Genomic DNA, 14,283 nt, shown 5'->3' on the forward strand with positions numbered 1-14,283 from the left:
TGGAGACGGAGCGTTTTTCTATTCCCATTCTGCAAGGCAGTGCATTGAACCAGCTCATCTTCACCCAAGTCCTCACCCTCTTCATCCTCATGGGGGTCGGCCTGGCGGCCCGCCGCCTGGGCCAGTTCACGCCCGAGGTCAGCAGGGGCATGTCCGCCTTCCTGATGAACTTCTGCATGCCCATGATGGTGCTCTCCTCCTTCCTGAGGCCCTTCAACATGGGCATGCTGGCCACCGCCGGACGCATGCTGGGCTACGCCCTGGCGATCCACCTCCTGCTGGTCATGCTGGCCTGGATCATCTTCCGAAAGGCCCCGGCTGCCAAGCGCCCCGGGCTCCAGTTCATCACCGTCTTCTCCAACTCGGGCTTCATGGGCCTGCCTCTTTTGGCCATGCTCTTCCCCATTGGGGGAGTCTTTTTCGGAGCGGTCTACAGCATCGCCTTCACAGTCTTCATGTTCACGGCCGGGGTGGCCTTCTTTAGCCCCGGGAACTCCCGTCCCAGCCCCCGTCAGCTCTTCCTGAACCCCGTCATCCTGAGCACCCTCGCGGGCATCGCGTGTTTCCTGGCGTCAGTGAAGCTCCCGACACCGATCATGAACACGTTGGGGATCATCGGAGGCATGACCAGCCCCCTCTCCATGCTCATCATCGGGGCCATGCTGGGCGACATGAAGCTCCGGGATATCCTGGGTTCCCCCGTCGAGTACCTCCTGTGCGCCGTACGTCTGCTGGTGGCCCCCCTGCTCACCCTGCTCCTCTGCCGCATGCTGCATGTGGACCCGGTCCTGGAAAAGATCCTGGTGATCCTCCAGGCCCTGCCCGCGGCCACCATCGTGGCCGCCTTCGCCGAGAAATACGGCAGCGACCGGGCCTTCGTCTCCCGCTGCACCTTCCTCAGCACCCTGCTTTCCATCCTCACCATTCCGCTGGTGGTGAAGATCCTGGAGCGCTTCGGGGGCTGAGACCAAATCCTCAACAAAGGCTGCTGAGTTCATGATTTGCCATCGCATCCCAGCGTGGGATTACGCGAGGTTTGACGGCAAATTTTGAGTCGTGTGCTTCGTGGTCCGCCTTCGCCCAGCAGCAAGCGACTACAGCACCACTGGCTCCATCTCCAGCTCGATCCCGAACCGGGTCCGAACATCGGCTCGGACCGTTTCCGCCAGTCGTAGCACATCGGCTCCAGTGGCACCGCCATGGTTCACCAGGACGAGGGCCTGATGGGCGAACATGCCCACGGGGCCAAGGGAACGGCCCTTCCACCCGCACTGCTCGATGAGCCAGCCAGCCGCGACCTTGAAGCGGCCATCGGCCTGGGGGTAGCTGGGCAGCTGAGGGTGCTCGACCTTCAGAGAGGCGAAGCTCTTCGGATCCAGCACTGGATTCTTGAAGAAGCTCCCGGCGCTGGCGATCTCCAGGGGGTCCGGCAGCTTGCGGCGGCGCACAGCGGTGACGGCCTGGGCCACCTGGAGGGGCGTCGGATGTTCGAAACCGCTGCTGGAGAGTTCCCGGGCCAGATCGAGATAGGCGGCCTCGGGCTTCCAGCCCTTGGGCAGGCGGAAGGTGACGGAAGTGACCACCAACCCCCTTCCCTCTTCCGTCTTGAAGAGACTCTCCCGGTAGCCGAAGCGGCAGGCCCCGCGGTCCAGGCTCAGGGTGCATCCCGAGTGGAGGTTCAGGGCCTCCAGGCTATGAAAGCGGTCCTTGGCCTCCAGGCCGTAGGCGCCGATGTTCTGGACCGGGGCGGCACCAACCGTTCCGGGGATGAAGGCCAGGTTCTCCAGGCCGCCCCAGCCCTGTTCCAGGGTCCAGGTCACGAAATCCGGCCAGTCCTCACCGGCCCCGGCGCGGACGTAGAACGCCTCGGCGTCCTCGCCCACCAATTCCCGGCCCGGGATGCGGATGTGGAGCACCGTGGCCTCCAGATCTCCGGAGATCACCACGTTGCTGCCGCCGCCGAGGACCACGACGGGCCCCGCCGAAAGTTCCCCCCCCCGGATCAGGGCCTGGAGCTGATCCGCCGAGCTGATCTCCGCGAAACGCCGTGCTTTCCCGGGGAGGTGAAGGGTGTTGAGAGCCTCCAGCGAGGCGTTGGGAATCAGCATGTCGCCCTAGGCCTGGCCCCAGGCGTCGGCCACACCCTTGCCGGCCTGGGCATGACAGAGGGCCTTGAGGCCGATATCCCGCCGCACCTGGCGACCGGGCCAGGTGACCTGGTCCAGATCCGCCTCCACCTGGGCCCGGGCCTGGGCCAGATCCGGCGCCTGGGCCACGAGGTTGAGCACCCGTCCGCCATTGGTCACCCACTGGCCGTCCTGCTTGCGGGTTCCGGCATGGACTACGAGGCTCCTGGGAGACTGAATGGCGATGGGCACCCCCTTCTTGGCCCCCTCGGGATAGTCCTCGGCAGCCAGCACCACAGCGATGGCACATCCAGGCTTGAGCGTCACGGAATCCCGCTCCATGCGCCCCTGGGCCACGGAGAGCAGGAGTTGGGCCAGGTCCTCGTCCAGAAGCTGCATGAGCACCTGGGTCTCGGGATCCCCAAAGCGCACGTTGTATTCCAGGAGCTTGGGGCCCTGGGGGGTCCACATGACGCCCAGGAAGAGCACCCCCTGGGCGTCCAGGCCGTCCTTCTGGAGACCCTGGACCGTGGGGATCACCAGTTCCCGGCGCATGCGCTCCACGTCCTCGGCCTTGAGGAAGGGGAGTGGGCCGAAGACGCCCATGCCGCCGGTGTTGGGACCCAGGTCGTCCTCGAAGATGCGCTTGTGGTCCTGGCAGGCGGGCAGGAGGGCGTAATGGGCATGGTCAGCCTTCACGTCCACCAGGACGTGCAAGCTCAGTTCCATGCCCACCAGGGGTTCCTCAAAGACCACGGTCTTGGAGGCCTCCCCGAACTGGCCGGCCATGAAGTTGCGGAAGGTCTCCAGCGCCTCCTCGCGCGTGGCAGCCAGGACCACACCCTTGCCCGCCGCCAGGCCGTCGGCCTTGAGGACGATGGGATAGGGGTGGGGCCAGGCGTGGATCAGGGCCTCGCCCTGGGCCAGATCGGTCACGGTTTCGCTGGCGGCGCAGGGGATGGCATGGCGCTCCATGAAGTCCTTGGCGAAGGCCTTGGAGCCCTCCAGGCGGGCCGTGGCGGCATTGTGGCCGAAAACAGGGACCCCCAGGGCCCGGAGGGCATTGCCCACACCGGCGACCAGGGGCGCCTCGGGGCCGAGGATCGCCAGGTCAGGCCGGTGCTCTGAGGCCCAGGCAGCGATGCCCTCCACATCCTCGACGCCGTAGGACAGGCAGGTGCCCAGCTCCGCCAGGCCATCGCTTCCCGGCGCCGCGAAGAGCTCCACAGCCTCCGCCCCCTCCCGGAGCTTCAGCGCCATGGCGTATTCGCGTCCCCCTGAACCAACCAGCAGAATCTTCATCATCACACTCCAGCTTCCAGTATCGCCGAGGAAGCGGCAAAACGGGGAGGCCACTCAGGCTGACTGGGGCTCCAGCCATCCGTCAGTGGGGAGTGGACGACCAAGGGCGAGACGCTCGAGATCTGGGCCGACCACGGTCCTCGATTTCAATCTCCACTTTTTCAGTCCCCTGGCTACGATCAACCATCGCACCGACGAATCCTTCCATAGAGGCGTCTGAGGTCGAAGAAACACCGGAGGCTTTGAGGGAAAAGTTGTCCGGGTTCGAGCTTTGACGAAGCGCCTCCTTGTAGGTGATCAGCTGGCTGGCATGAAGCCGCATCAGTGACTGGTCAAAGCTCTGCATCCCGTATGAGGCCCCTTGGGCGATCGCCTCACTGAGGTACTTGGCCTTTTCCATATCGTCGATGCACTCTTTGACGCGGGCCGAAGTCAACATGATCTCGACCGCAGGAACGCGCCCCTTCCCATCCGCCTTGGGGACCAGCCTCTGGGAAATGACGCCCTTCAGAATGCTGGCCAGCTGCAAGCGCACCTGACGCTGAAGAGAATGGGGAAACACACTGATGATGCGGTTGATCGCCTCTGCGGCGTCCAGCGTGTGCAGCGTTGCCATGACCAGATGACCCGTTTCGGCAGCGATCATGGCGGTCTGGATCGTCTCGAGATCCCGCATCTCTCCGACCAGGATGACATCCGGATCCTGTCGCAGAGCCCCAAGCAGCGCCGTGGAGTAATCCGGAGTATCCTCACCGATCTCGCGTTGGCTGATGATGCTTTTCTTGTCCTGGTGCAGGAATTCGATCGGATCTTCGATGGTAATGATGTTGCGGGTCTGATGAGTATTGATGATGTCGATCATTGCGGCCAGCGTACTGGATTTTCCGCAGCCGGTTGTCCCGGTCACCAGGATCATCCCCCGTTCTTCCCTGCAGATCTTCTTGAGGACCGGGGGAAGATTCAGCTCTTCCAGGGTAGGAATCTCCTGTGAAATCGGACGCAGCACCATCGCCACCGAACCCCGCTCACGGTAGATGCTGACCCTGTATCGCCCAAGCCCCGGCGCCGTGTGCGACAAATTGACTTCACGATTCTCCTCGAATACCCGCAACTGCCGCTCATTCATCATGGATAGAGCGGTATTGGCAACGAATTCCGGTGTGTAGCTCGCGGCGTGGGCAATCGGACGCAGGTGGCCATCCACCCGAATGGTCGGCACAAGGCCGGACTTGATGTGAATATCGGAGCCCTTAACCCTGGCCGCAACGGCGAGCACTTTCTCCAGTTCCATCATTTGACCTCGGTATCATCCCGCCGTTTCAGCGCCATCAACTCGTTTCCGCAAAACCTTGAATACAGACTTCATCAGTCGGAATAGAACAAGGGATTCACCCAACCGGGGAAAGGGGTCCCCAGGGATCGGCCTGACCCGCCCCATTACCCTTTGCAGAACCGGCATATTTACTTGCCAATGCAAGTTATCGGGATGGAGACGCACCAGAGCAGCTGCCCCTTGCGTATTGTGATTTTATATTACAAGCCAATCTTTTTCCTCCCTTTTTTTGATTCTTCACCAAGTTCGGGAAAAAACAGAAACAAGCCCTCCAGGCCGCCCGTAACGGGGGCAGGGAGGGCTTGGCAATTCAGCGATTCCGGAAGCTCGAAACCCGCAGGGTCTGTCAGCGGCACATGGCCAGGATCTGCCGGAGCTTCGCTTCGTCCAGATCCCGCTTCTCGCCACAGGGGAGCATGTTCCGCCCCTTGAAGCGCCTTACGATTTCATCGAAGCAATCGTCCCCCAGGCTGTAGTCCGAGAGGTGGGTGGGATTGCCCATGGACTCGAAGAAGGCGCGGGTCTTGATGATGGCCTGCTCGATGCGCTGGGCCTCGCTGCCCTCACGGATACCCCAGATGCGCTCCCCATACTGGAGCAGCTTCTCCCGCTTGGATTCCCGCTGGACCCACAGGAGGTTGGGCAGCACGATGGCCAGGGTCTGGGCGTGATCCAGGCCGTGCAGGATCGTCAGTTCGTGACCGATCATGTGGGTCATCCAGTCCTGAGGCACCCCCACCCCGATGAGGCCATTGAGGGCCATGGTGGCGCTGAAGACCATGTTGGAGCGGGCGTTGTAGTCCTTGGGATCCGCCAGGGTCCTGGGCCCCACCTCCAGCAGCGTCTGGAGGATGCCCTCGGCGAAGCGGTCCTGGATAGGGGCATCCGCCGGATAGGTGAGGTACTGCTCCAACACATGGACGAAGGCGTCCACCACCCCGTTGGCGATCTGGCGGGGGGGCAGGGAGTAGGTCACTTCGGGGTCCACCACCGAGAAGCGGGGGAAGACCAGGGGCGTTGAGAAGGCGAACTTCTCCAGGGTGGACTTGCGAGAAATGACCGCGCCCGAGTTCATCTCGGAGCCCGTGGCGGGCAAAGTCATGACTGACGCGAGGGGCACGGCGGTCTTGGGACGGGCGCCCGTGAGGATCTCCCAGGGATCCCCCTCGAAGCCGATGGCGGCGGAGATGAACTTGGTGCCATCCAGGGTGGAGCCGCCGCCCACCGCCAAAAGAAAGTCCACCTTTTCCGAACGGGCCAACGCCACTGCATTCATAAGTGTTTCATAGCATGGATTGGGCTCGATTCCGCCGAATTCCAGAACCGTATGGCCCTCCAGAGCCTTCTTGACCTGCTCATAGACCCCGTTGGCCTTGATGCTTCCGCCCCCGTAGGTCATGAGGACCTTGGCCCCCTGGGGGATCTCCCTGGCGAGCGCGGCGATCTGCCCCGCACCGAAGATGAGTTTGGTGGGGTTGTACAGGACGAAATTCTTCATGACCCTCTCCGAGAAGGCCTAGATTATAGCCCTACTTCCTCCAAGGCCGTCTGGGCTTCTTCCCACTCCGCCATGGCGTAGGCCAGATCGGCCTCCAATGCCTTCTGGGCATCCAGTTTCGCCCCGAAGGCCTGCCAGTCCGAGGGGTCCATGGCGGCCAGCTCCTCGGCCAGGACGGAGAGCTGCTGCTCCACCTCGGCGACCCTGGCCTCGGCTTCGGCCACCTTGCGCTCCCAGCGCTTGACGGCCTTCTGCTTGTCCTTGTCGATGGCCGTGGGCTTGGCGGGAACAGGCTTGGGAGCCTCCTTGGGCGCCTTGGGGGCTTCCTTGACCGGCTCCTCCACTGAGGAATCTTCGGCAGTCAGATCCAGATCCACCCAGGCCTGGTGTTCCTCGTAGCTGCCTTCCCGGAATTCGGCCTTCCCATCGTGGACCCTCAGGAGACTGTCGGCGAAACGGCCCAGCAGGTAGCGGTCATGGGTCACCAGGATGACGGCTCCGTCGAAGCTCAGGAGGGTGTCCTCCATGGCCTCCATGGAATGGATGTCCATGTGGTTGGTGGGCTCGTCCAGGAGCAGGAGATTGACGCCCTGGCGGATCAGGGTGGCCACGGAAAGGCGGGCCCGCTCACCCCCGGAGAGGACCGTCGTGGCCTTGTCCACGTCATCGCCCCGGAACTGGAACTTCGCCAGGAAGCCCAGGACATCCTGCTTGGCGGCCATGGGGTTCACGGCGTGTATCTGCTGGTAGACCGTGTTGCGGGCATCGATATTTCGGTGGTGCTGGTCGAAGTAGCCCAACTTGACCTGGCTGCCCAGCCGCGCCCCACCGCTCAGGAAGGGGATCTCCTCGGCGATGGCCTTCAGCAGCGTGGACTTGCCGGTGCCGTTGAAGCCCACGATGGCCAGCTTCTGGCCCCGCTTCACCTGAAGGTGCTCGATGGGTTCGAAGAGGGGGGTGTTTTCCCAGCCCACCGAGGCATCATCCATCACCAGGGCTGTATCACCGCTGCGCAGGGTCTCGGGGAAGCTGAACTTGACCTTGCGCCGGTCCCGCAGGGGCTTGTCCATGCGCTGGAGCTTCTGGAGGTGGGTGCGCCGCCCCCGGGCGATCTTGGTGTTCTGGCCGGCGATATTGCGCCGGATGTATTCCTCCTGCTGCTTGATGTAGTCCTGCTGGCGCTCGAAGTGCCGCTCGGCGATCTCCAACTCCTGCTCTTTCTTCTCCATGAACTCGGTGTAGTTGCCCTCGTAGACCCGGCTGCGTCCCAGTTCGATCTCCAGGATGCTGGTGCCCACCTTGTCCAGGAAGTAGCGGTCATGGCTGATGACCGCCACCGTGGCAGTGGTGTCCTGGAGGAACTGCTCCAGCCAGCGCAGGCTGGGGAGGTCCAGGTGGTTGGTGGGCTCATCCAGGAGCAGCAGATCCTGGCCCTGAAGGATGGCCTTGGCCAGCATGACGCGGCACTTCTGGCCACCGCTCAGCTCGTGGATGTTCTTCCCGTGCATCTCCAGAGGGAAGCCCAGATTCAGGAGAATGCTCTCGGCCTTGGCCCGGATGGCAAAGCCGTCCATGCGCTCGAAGGCCTCCTGGACCTTCTGGTAGCGGTCCATCACCGCATCCAGATCCCCGCCCTCCCCCATGCGGTGCTCCAGCTCCCGCATCTCGTGCTGGAGCGCCTCCACATCACCGAAGGCGGCCAGGGCCTCCTCCAGGATGCTGCCGTCGGTCTCTGGAACGAGATCCTGGGCGTAGTGCCCCAGACGGATCCCGCGCTCCCTGGTGGGACGCACCACGGTGCCCCCGTCCAGTTCCAGCTCCCCCAGAAGCACCTTGAAGAGGGTGCTCTTCCCGGCGCCGTTACGCCCGATGACGCCCCAGCACTCGTCCTCATCCAGCACCCAGGTGACGTCCTTGAGGATTTCGTGGGGCCCGAAACTCAGGTGGGCATGGTTCAGGGATGCAAGCATGGATCGTAAGTCCCGAAAAGCCGCGACAGGCGGATCTTTCAGGTTACCGCAGCCCGGTGGGTTCTGCGCCTGATCAGATGGCCTGGGCCGCGAGCAGACAAAAAAACGCCGCCTTTCGGCGGCGTTTTTGGTGGAGCTAAGCGGGATCGAACCGCTGACCTCCTGCATGCCATGCAGGCGCTCTCCCAGCTGAGCTATAGCCCCCAGGGGAATCTCTAGTCTCCCACGCTTTCCGGATCATTGCAAGCACTATTTCCGGGGTTGTTCAGGGCTTTGTGAGCCGGAGCTTCTGGCCTGCCTGGATTTTCCCCTTCCGGAGCTTGTTCCACTTGCGAAGTTCGCTGATCTCCAGACCGTAACGCTCAGAGATGGAGAAGAGGGTCTCGCCGCGCTTGACCGCGTGTACCCTCGGCTTGACAGGCTCGGCCTTCCGGCGGGCAGGAGCCTTGGCCACGGTCTCGCGACTGGGCTTGGCCTCATGCTCCGGGGCGCTCGGCAATTCCACGGGCGCCTCCACTTTCTCCCGTGGCAGGCTGGGCTCATCAGCCGCAGTGGCGGGAATGGACGGCGTGCGCTCCAGGGGCGTGGCCTTCCGGCGCCCGCCGTTGGACACCAGATCCTGGTCATCGATGGGCATCGCCGGGGGAGGTGGCACTTGGATGGTCTGCCCCACCCGGAACTGGGCCGAGCTCATGTTGTTGGCCGTCAGAAGATCCTCGGGCGAAAGCTTGAAACGGGCGGCCACCTTGGCGAGGGTGTCCTTGCGCCGGATCGTGTAAGAGGTGAAGTCCAGGCGCTGGTTGACGGGGAGATTGGCCAGCACCCGGGCGGTGGCCATGGAGGTGCCAGGGGGAACCCGGAGCTGGTAGGCCCCAGGAGGAGTGGTACCCCGCAGGAGCTCGGGGTTGAGTTCCCGGAGCTGTTCCAAGGGAGTCTCGGAGAGACGGGAGAGCACCGCCAGGCTGGTCATGCGATCCACCTGGACAGTTTCGTAGGTGTAGGGCGCCTCCGGCTCGAACTTGAGACCGTAGCGTTCGGGATTACGGCCCACCAGCACGGCGGCACAGAGCTTGGGCACATAGTGCTTGGTCTCCGTGCGGAGGAAGCGGGAGCGCTGCATGTCCCAGTAGTTGCGGGAGCCGGTGCCATTGGAGGCCTTGTCGGTGGTGCCAGGACCAGCGTTGTAGCTGGCCAGGGCCAGATACCAGTCCTTATCCCGCTGGTACAGGCTCTTGAGGTAGCGGGCGGCGGCCCGAGTCGCCTTGACGGGATCCTGACGCTCCTCCACCCAGGCATTGCCGTAGAGGCCGAACATGCGCCCCGTGGAGCGGATGAACTGCCACATCCCCACGGCCGACGCGGTGCTGCGCGCCCTGTTGGTGTATCCGCTCTCGATGAGGGCCAAGTAGGCCAGATCCTGGGGGATCCCCTCCTCGGCGAAGACCTGTCGCACCATGGGAAGGTAGCGGCTCGCCCGGGCCAGGGAACGCTCCATGAAACCCCGCTTGTCGTGGGTGAAGCTGTGGACCCAACTCAGAACCTTGTCATTGAGGTCGATGGCCAGATCATAGTCCACACCAGCCTCGGCGGTCTTGACCAGCTCCATCTCGGTCTTGAGATCCTGCCCCTTCAGGACCACGACCTCCTCGCTGGGGCTCAATTCGTTGGGATCCGTGACCTCCTCCTCGCCCTCCAGGTCATCCTCGACCACCTGAAGCCGCTCCAGAAGGGGGGCGACATCTGGCTTGGCCCGGGCATCCTCTGGCCAATCGGCCACCAGGGCCTCGGCTTCGTCACAGAGGTCGGCGGCCTTGTCCTCATCCTCCGCCTCCAGGGCCTTCTCGGCGGCCTTGACCAAGGATTCCAGACGTTCCAACGGAGAGACGTAAACAGAGGTGCGAGGAGCCGATGGGAGGGCCACCTTGGCCCTCCCGAGCTGACAGGCCACCAGAAGCAGGAGGACACGGCTGAGGGAATGGGGATTGAACAGCATGTATCAGCGGCTTTCCGAAGTGATGAGGGCTTCGTACCCAGGGACATCCAGGAGTTCAGGACTCAGATCGCCCTCCAAGCGGAGCTTGACCATCCAACCCAGACCGTAGGGATCCTCATTGACGTATTCGGGGTGGGCTTCAAGCTCCCCGTTGACTTCCAGCACCTCGCCAGCACTAGGCATGTAGATCTCTGAGACCGTCTTCACGGATTCCACCGTGCCCAGTTCCTCCCCGGCCTCCAGGCGAGTGCCCGGTTCCGGAAGGCTGACAAAGACCACGTCCCCCAGGGCCTCCTGGGCGTAGTGGGTTATGCCGACGAGGGCCGTACCATCCCCGAGGGGCCTCAGGTATTCATGGTTCTTGGTGTACTTCAGCTCGGCTGGGTACATTGGGCCTCCATCAAACAGCATTCTATCAGCGGGATCTCGCATAGAAGGGAGTGGGGATCACCTCGGCCGGACAGGCCCTGCCACGGATCTCCACCTGGATACGGGAACCCAGGCCAGCGTGGGCGACGGGAACCAGGGCCAGACCGATATTGCACCCCAGGGTCGGGCTGGGGGCCCCACTGGTGACATGGCCCCCCTCCAGCACCGGCATGTGATCCCGGGCGATATCCCCCTTCGCCAGCATCCGGAAGCCCACCAGGACGCGGTCGGGTCCATGCTCCCGCTGGGCGGCAAGGGCCTCCCGGCCCAGGAAATCCCCCTTGCCGAAGCGCAGGATCCGGGACAGGTCGGCCTCCAGGGCAGTGATCCCGTCGTCGATCTCATGGCCGTAGAGGGCCATCTTGGCCTCCAGGCGCAGGGTATTCCGGCAGCCCAGCCCCGTGGGAAGGAGCCCCTGGGGGCGCCCAGCCTCCAGGAGGGTCTCCCATACCCAAGGGGTCCGCCCCGCCGGGCAGTAGACCTCGAAGCCGTCCTCTCCGGTGTAGCCCGTGCGGGCGATCAGGACCGGGACCCCCCGGAAGCCCCCGGAGGCGAAGCCGTAGTAGGGGATGCCTGCCAGATCGATGTCCACCAGGGGCTGGAGAACATCGAGGCTCAAGGGCCCCTGCAGGGCCACCTGCCCCGTGGCGACGGATTCGTCCAGGATCTCCACCTCCCATTTCGCGGCGCGCTCCCGGACCCAGACGAGATCCTTCGCCGCATTGGAGGCGTTCACCACCAGCAGGAACTCCTGGTCGCTGAGCTTGTGGAGCAGGAGATCGTCCACGAAGGTGCCCTGCTCTGTGAGGAGCCCGGTGAGATGGATCCTCCCGGGCCGAAGGGCGGCCACGCCGTTGGGCGTCAGCCAATCCAGGAAGGGAAGGGCCTGGGGCCCCCGGACCCGGATCTCCCCCATGTGGCTCACATCGAAGAGCCCCACCGCCTTTCGCACGGCATGGTGCTCTGCCAGGATGCCCGTGGGGTACTGCAGGGGCATCTCCCAGCCCCCGAAGTCCACCATGCGGGCACCAAGGGCCACATGGGCATCGAAGAGGGGTGTGCGCTTCAGATCGGACATGAAGGCTCCGTGAGGGTGGCTCCTGGAGTATGGGTCCCCGGCAAGGCTGGGGAAGAGGGAACCAGGAACGACACGAGCCTCGGTACCGCCGGGGAACCTGATCTCCTTCGCCTTTCTCTGCCATGACTCTTTATGATCTTTAGGCTGAGCTTGTGCCCCCAAAGCACCAACCTAGCGTGCACGCACCCAGGGCAGCAGCCCCTCCAGGCTCCACTCCAGGCCCCAGCCCTCCCCCTCCAGGGCCTCCATGCACACCCGCAGGGGAAGGATCTCCACCCCGGCCCCGGCGGCCCGGTCCAGTTCGGCGGCATAGGCGGGATCGATCCTCCGGGCGGCATCGAAGCTGAGGCCGTCCCCACGATGGATGAAGAAGACCAGAGCCGCCCGGTGCCCCTCCCGGACCATGGCCTGGAGCTCCCGAAGGTGCTTGAGGCCCCGCTCCGTAACCGCGTCAGGAAAGCAGATCTGGTCCCCCAGGCGAAGGGTGGCGTTCTTCACCTCGATGTAGACCCCCCTGCCCTCCGGATCCCGGGCCCAGACATCGATGCGGCTCCGCTCGCTTCCGTAGGGGACCTCAGTGCGAACCTCCCGGAGGCCAGGAAGGCCGGGCAGGCAGTCCCGGCGGGCGGCTTCCGCCACCACCTTGTTGGGAATCCCCGTCTCCACACCGATCCAGACACCACCTCGTCGGCAGGCCAGCCAGGTGAAGGGCAGCTTCCGCTTGGGGTTGGGGCTGGGTTCGAGGAGCACCGGATCCCCGGGCTCCCAGCAGGTGGCCATGGTGCCGGTGTTGGTGCTGTGGGCGGTGACGAGGGAGCCGTCCTCCAGCTCCACATCCACAAGAAAGCGTTTGTAGCGTTTGAGGATGCGGCCCAGCACCAAGCCCGAACGCCGGTAGATCGGAGTCTGGATCATTCGAGGTATTCCTGCCCCAGACGCCGGACGGCATACAGCCCCACGCCCGAGAAGATGCCACTGAGAACGACGGCGGTGGTGATCCCCACCAGGGAGCCCAGCCACCAGCCAAGCCAGCCCCCCAGGATCGTGCCGATCATGCCCAGCAGGCCTTTCATCAGAAGGTCGTCACCCGCATGGTGTTGGTGGAACCGGCGGTCCAGAGGGGGTGGCCCACAGTCATGACCACCTTGTCTCCGGGCTGGATACCACAGCGTTCCTTGAGGAGGGGTTCCACGGAGGCCACCATCTCGCTGAGGTGCTGGGTCCTGGGCACGATAAGGCTCTGGACCCCCCGCAGGAGCCCCATCAGGCGGGCGTTGTGCTCGTTCGTGGTGGCCCCGAAGACCGGCACACTCCCTGCCAGGCGACTCACCAGCCTGACGCTCCCCCCCTTCTCGGTGAAGACGAGAAGGGCCTTGGCGTTGAGGTCCTCCGCCGCCCGGCAGGCTGCGAAAGCCACGGCGGCATCCGTCTGGAGAAGCATCCCATCGGACAGGCGATCAACTCGCCTCTCGGTATGGGGCTCGGCATGGTCATCGGCATCCTCGGCGATGCGGGCCAACCACTGCACCGCCTCCAGGGGGAACTTGCCCGCAGCACTCTCGGCGCTGAGCATCACGGCATCGGTGCCATCCCAGATGGCATTGGCGATATCCGAGGACTCCGCCCGGGTGGGCTGGGGGCTCTCGATCATGCTTTCCAGCATCTGGGTGGCGGTGATGATGGGCTTCATGGCCAGGCGGGCCTGGCGGATGATGTGCTTCTGGACGTGGGGCACCTTCTCCACCCCCAGCTCCACCCCCAGGTCGCCCCGGGCCACCATGACACCCCAGGCGGCGGCGAGGATCTCATCCAGGTTGTCCAGGGCCTTGGGGTGTTCGATCTTGGCAATGATGAACTGGCTGCCCCCGAAGGCCCGGATGGTGGCCGTCAGGGCCTGGATATCCGCCCCGGAGCGCACGAAGCTCTGGGCGAAGAGGTCCACCCCCTGCTCCACCCCCCACTTCACATCCTCGATGTCCTTGCTGGTGAGGGGTTCGATGGCCACGTCGATCCCCAGGGGATGGATCCCCTTCCGGCTCTTGAGAGCCCCCCCCACCAGCACCCTGCCTATCAGGTGATCTCCTCGGCATTCCTGGATCTCCACCGAGAGGTTGCCATCGTCCAGGAGCCACTTCTGGCCAGGGCGGGCCCCCTCCATGAGTTCGGGGTGGGGGAGCGGCGCCGCCCAGGAGAAGCCGGAAGGGACGGACTGCCCCTCGCGGAAGAAGACGCCCAGTGTGCCAAGCTCCAGTTCCAGGGGATTATCCAGGATCCCGATACGCCACTTGGGCCCTTGGAGATCCAGGAAGACCGGGATCCGCCTGCCGACCTCCTCCGCCGTCCGACGGACCAGATCAAGCACCGCAGTCCGATCCTGGGGGGTCGAGTGGCTGGCATTGATCCGGATGGCATCTGTAATTTCAAGCACCTCGCGGAGCGGCCCCCCGTTGAGAAGAGCCGGACCTACCGTTGTCACCAGCTTGGTCTTGCGCATGATCTCCTCCGAATTCTCCACAAGCATTCCACAGTTTTTTCCACAGCCCGCAAGGCTTCC

The 14,283-nt window shown here is 64.1% G+C and carries 12 protein-coding genes and 1 tRNA gene; 1 reads left to right on the plus strand and 12 read right to left on the minus strand.

What is annotated here, in order from left to right; genetic code table 11:
- The first annotated feature begins 44 nt into the window (after positions 1-44).
- Positions 45-965, plus strand: coding sequence for an AEC family transporter (locus tag HOLFODRAFT_RS0216525; RefSeq protein WP_005033638.1), 921 nt, complete (start codon positions 45-47; stop codon positions 963-965).
- 129 nt (positions 966-1,094) lie between these two features.
- Here the strand turns inward: HOLFODRAFT_RS0216525 and murB are convergent, their stop codons facing one another.
- The 12 genes from murB to pyk all read right to left on the minus strand — a co-directional run bounded on the left by murB (position 1,095) and on the right by pyk (position 14,223).
- Positions 1,095-2,108 (minus strand): UDP-N-acetylmuramate dehydrogenase, encoded by a 1,014-nt coding sequence (murB, locus tag HOLFODRAFT_RS0216530; RefSeq protein WP_005033634.1) that lies wholly within the window; start codon positions 2,106-2,108, stop codon positions 1,095-1,097.
- A gap of 6 nt (positions 2,109-2,114) precedes the next feature.
- Positions 2,115-3,431, minus strand: a complete 1,317-nt coding sequence (gene purD, locus HOLFODRAFT_RS21930; RefSeq protein ID WP_084053828.1) for a phosphoribosylamine--glycine ligase — start codon at positions 3,429-3,431, stop codon at positions 2,115-2,117.
- A 79-nt stretch (positions 3,432-3,510) separates the two neighbouring features.
- Positions 3,511-4,719 carry a type IV pilus twitching motility protein PilT gene (locus tag HOLFODRAFT_RS0216540; protein ID WP_005033631.1) on the minus strand — a complete coding sequence of 403 codons (1,209 nt, stop codon included), beginning with the start codon at positions 4,717-4,719 and terminating at the stop codon, positions 3,511-3,513.
- 388 nt (positions 4,720-5,107) lie between these two features.
- On the minus strand, positions 5,108-6,259 hold the full coding sequence (locus HOLFODRAFT_RS0216545; RefSeq protein ID WP_005033629.1) for an iron-containing alcohol dehydrogenase: 1,152 nt from the start codon (positions 6,257-6,259) through the stop codon (positions 5,108-5,110).
- Between the two features lie 23 nt (positions 6,260-6,282).
- The gene (locus HOLFODRAFT_RS24935; protein WP_005033627.1) at positions 6,283-8,229 is read right to left on the minus strand and encodes an ATP-binding cassette domain-containing protein; all 1,947 of its coding nucleotides are present in this window, start codon (positions 8,227-8,229) and stop codon (positions 6,283-6,285) included.
- A gap of 128 nt (positions 8,230-8,357) precedes the next feature.
- Positions 8,358-8,433, minus strand: a tRNA-Ala gene (locus HOLFODRAFT_RS0216555).
- 61 nt (positions 8,434-8,494) lie between these two features.
- On the minus strand, positions 8,495-10,222 hold the full coding sequence (locus tag HOLFODRAFT_RS21935) for a LysM peptidoglycan-binding domain-containing protein (protein ID WP_005033625.1): 1,728 nt from the start codon (positions 10,220-10,222) through the stop codon (positions 8,495-8,497).
- A gap of 3 nt (positions 10,223-10,225) precedes the next feature.
- Positions 10,226-10,612: a glycine cleavage system protein GcvH gene (gcvH, locus tag HOLFODRAFT_RS0216565; protein WP_005033623.1), complete on the minus strand. Its 387-nt coding sequence runs from the start codon at positions 10,610-10,612 to the stop codon at positions 10,226-10,228.
- Between the two features lie 25 nt (positions 10,613-10,637).
- Positions 10,638-11,729, minus strand: a complete 1,092-nt coding sequence (gcvT, locus tag HOLFODRAFT_RS0216570; RefSeq protein WP_005033621.1) for a glycine cleavage system aminomethyltransferase GcvT — start codon at positions 11,727-11,729, stop codon at positions 10,638-10,640.
- 171 nt (positions 11,730-11,900) lie between these two features.
- Positions 11,901-12,644 carry a DNA/RNA nuclease SfsA gene (sfsA, locus tag HOLFODRAFT_RS0216575; protein WP_005033619.1) on the minus strand — a complete coding sequence of 248 codons (744 nt, stop codon included), beginning with the start codon at positions 12,642-12,644 and terminating at the stop codon, positions 11,901-11,903.
- A complete protein-coding gene (locus HOLFODRAFT_RS24940) occupies positions 12,641-12,802 on the minus strand; it encodes a hypothetical protein (protein WP_005033618.1) in 162 nt (53 codons plus the stop codon). Before HOLFODRAFT_RS24940 ends, sfsA begins: the two co-directional genes overlap by 4 nt.
- Positions 12,802-14,223 (minus strand): pyruvate kinase, encoded by a 1,422-nt coding sequence (gene pyk / locus HOLFODRAFT_RS0216585; protein ID WP_005033616.1) that lies wholly within the window; start codon positions 14,221-14,223, stop codon positions 12,802-12,804. Before pyk ends, HOLFODRAFT_RS24940 begins: the two co-directional genes overlap by 1 nt.
- Between the last annotated feature and the right edge of the window lie 60 nt (positions 14,224-14,283).

Source organism: Holophaga foetida DSM 6591, assembly GCF_000242615.2.
GTDB lineage: Bacteria > Acidobacteriota > Holophagae > Holophagales > Holophagaceae > Holophaga > Holophaga foetida.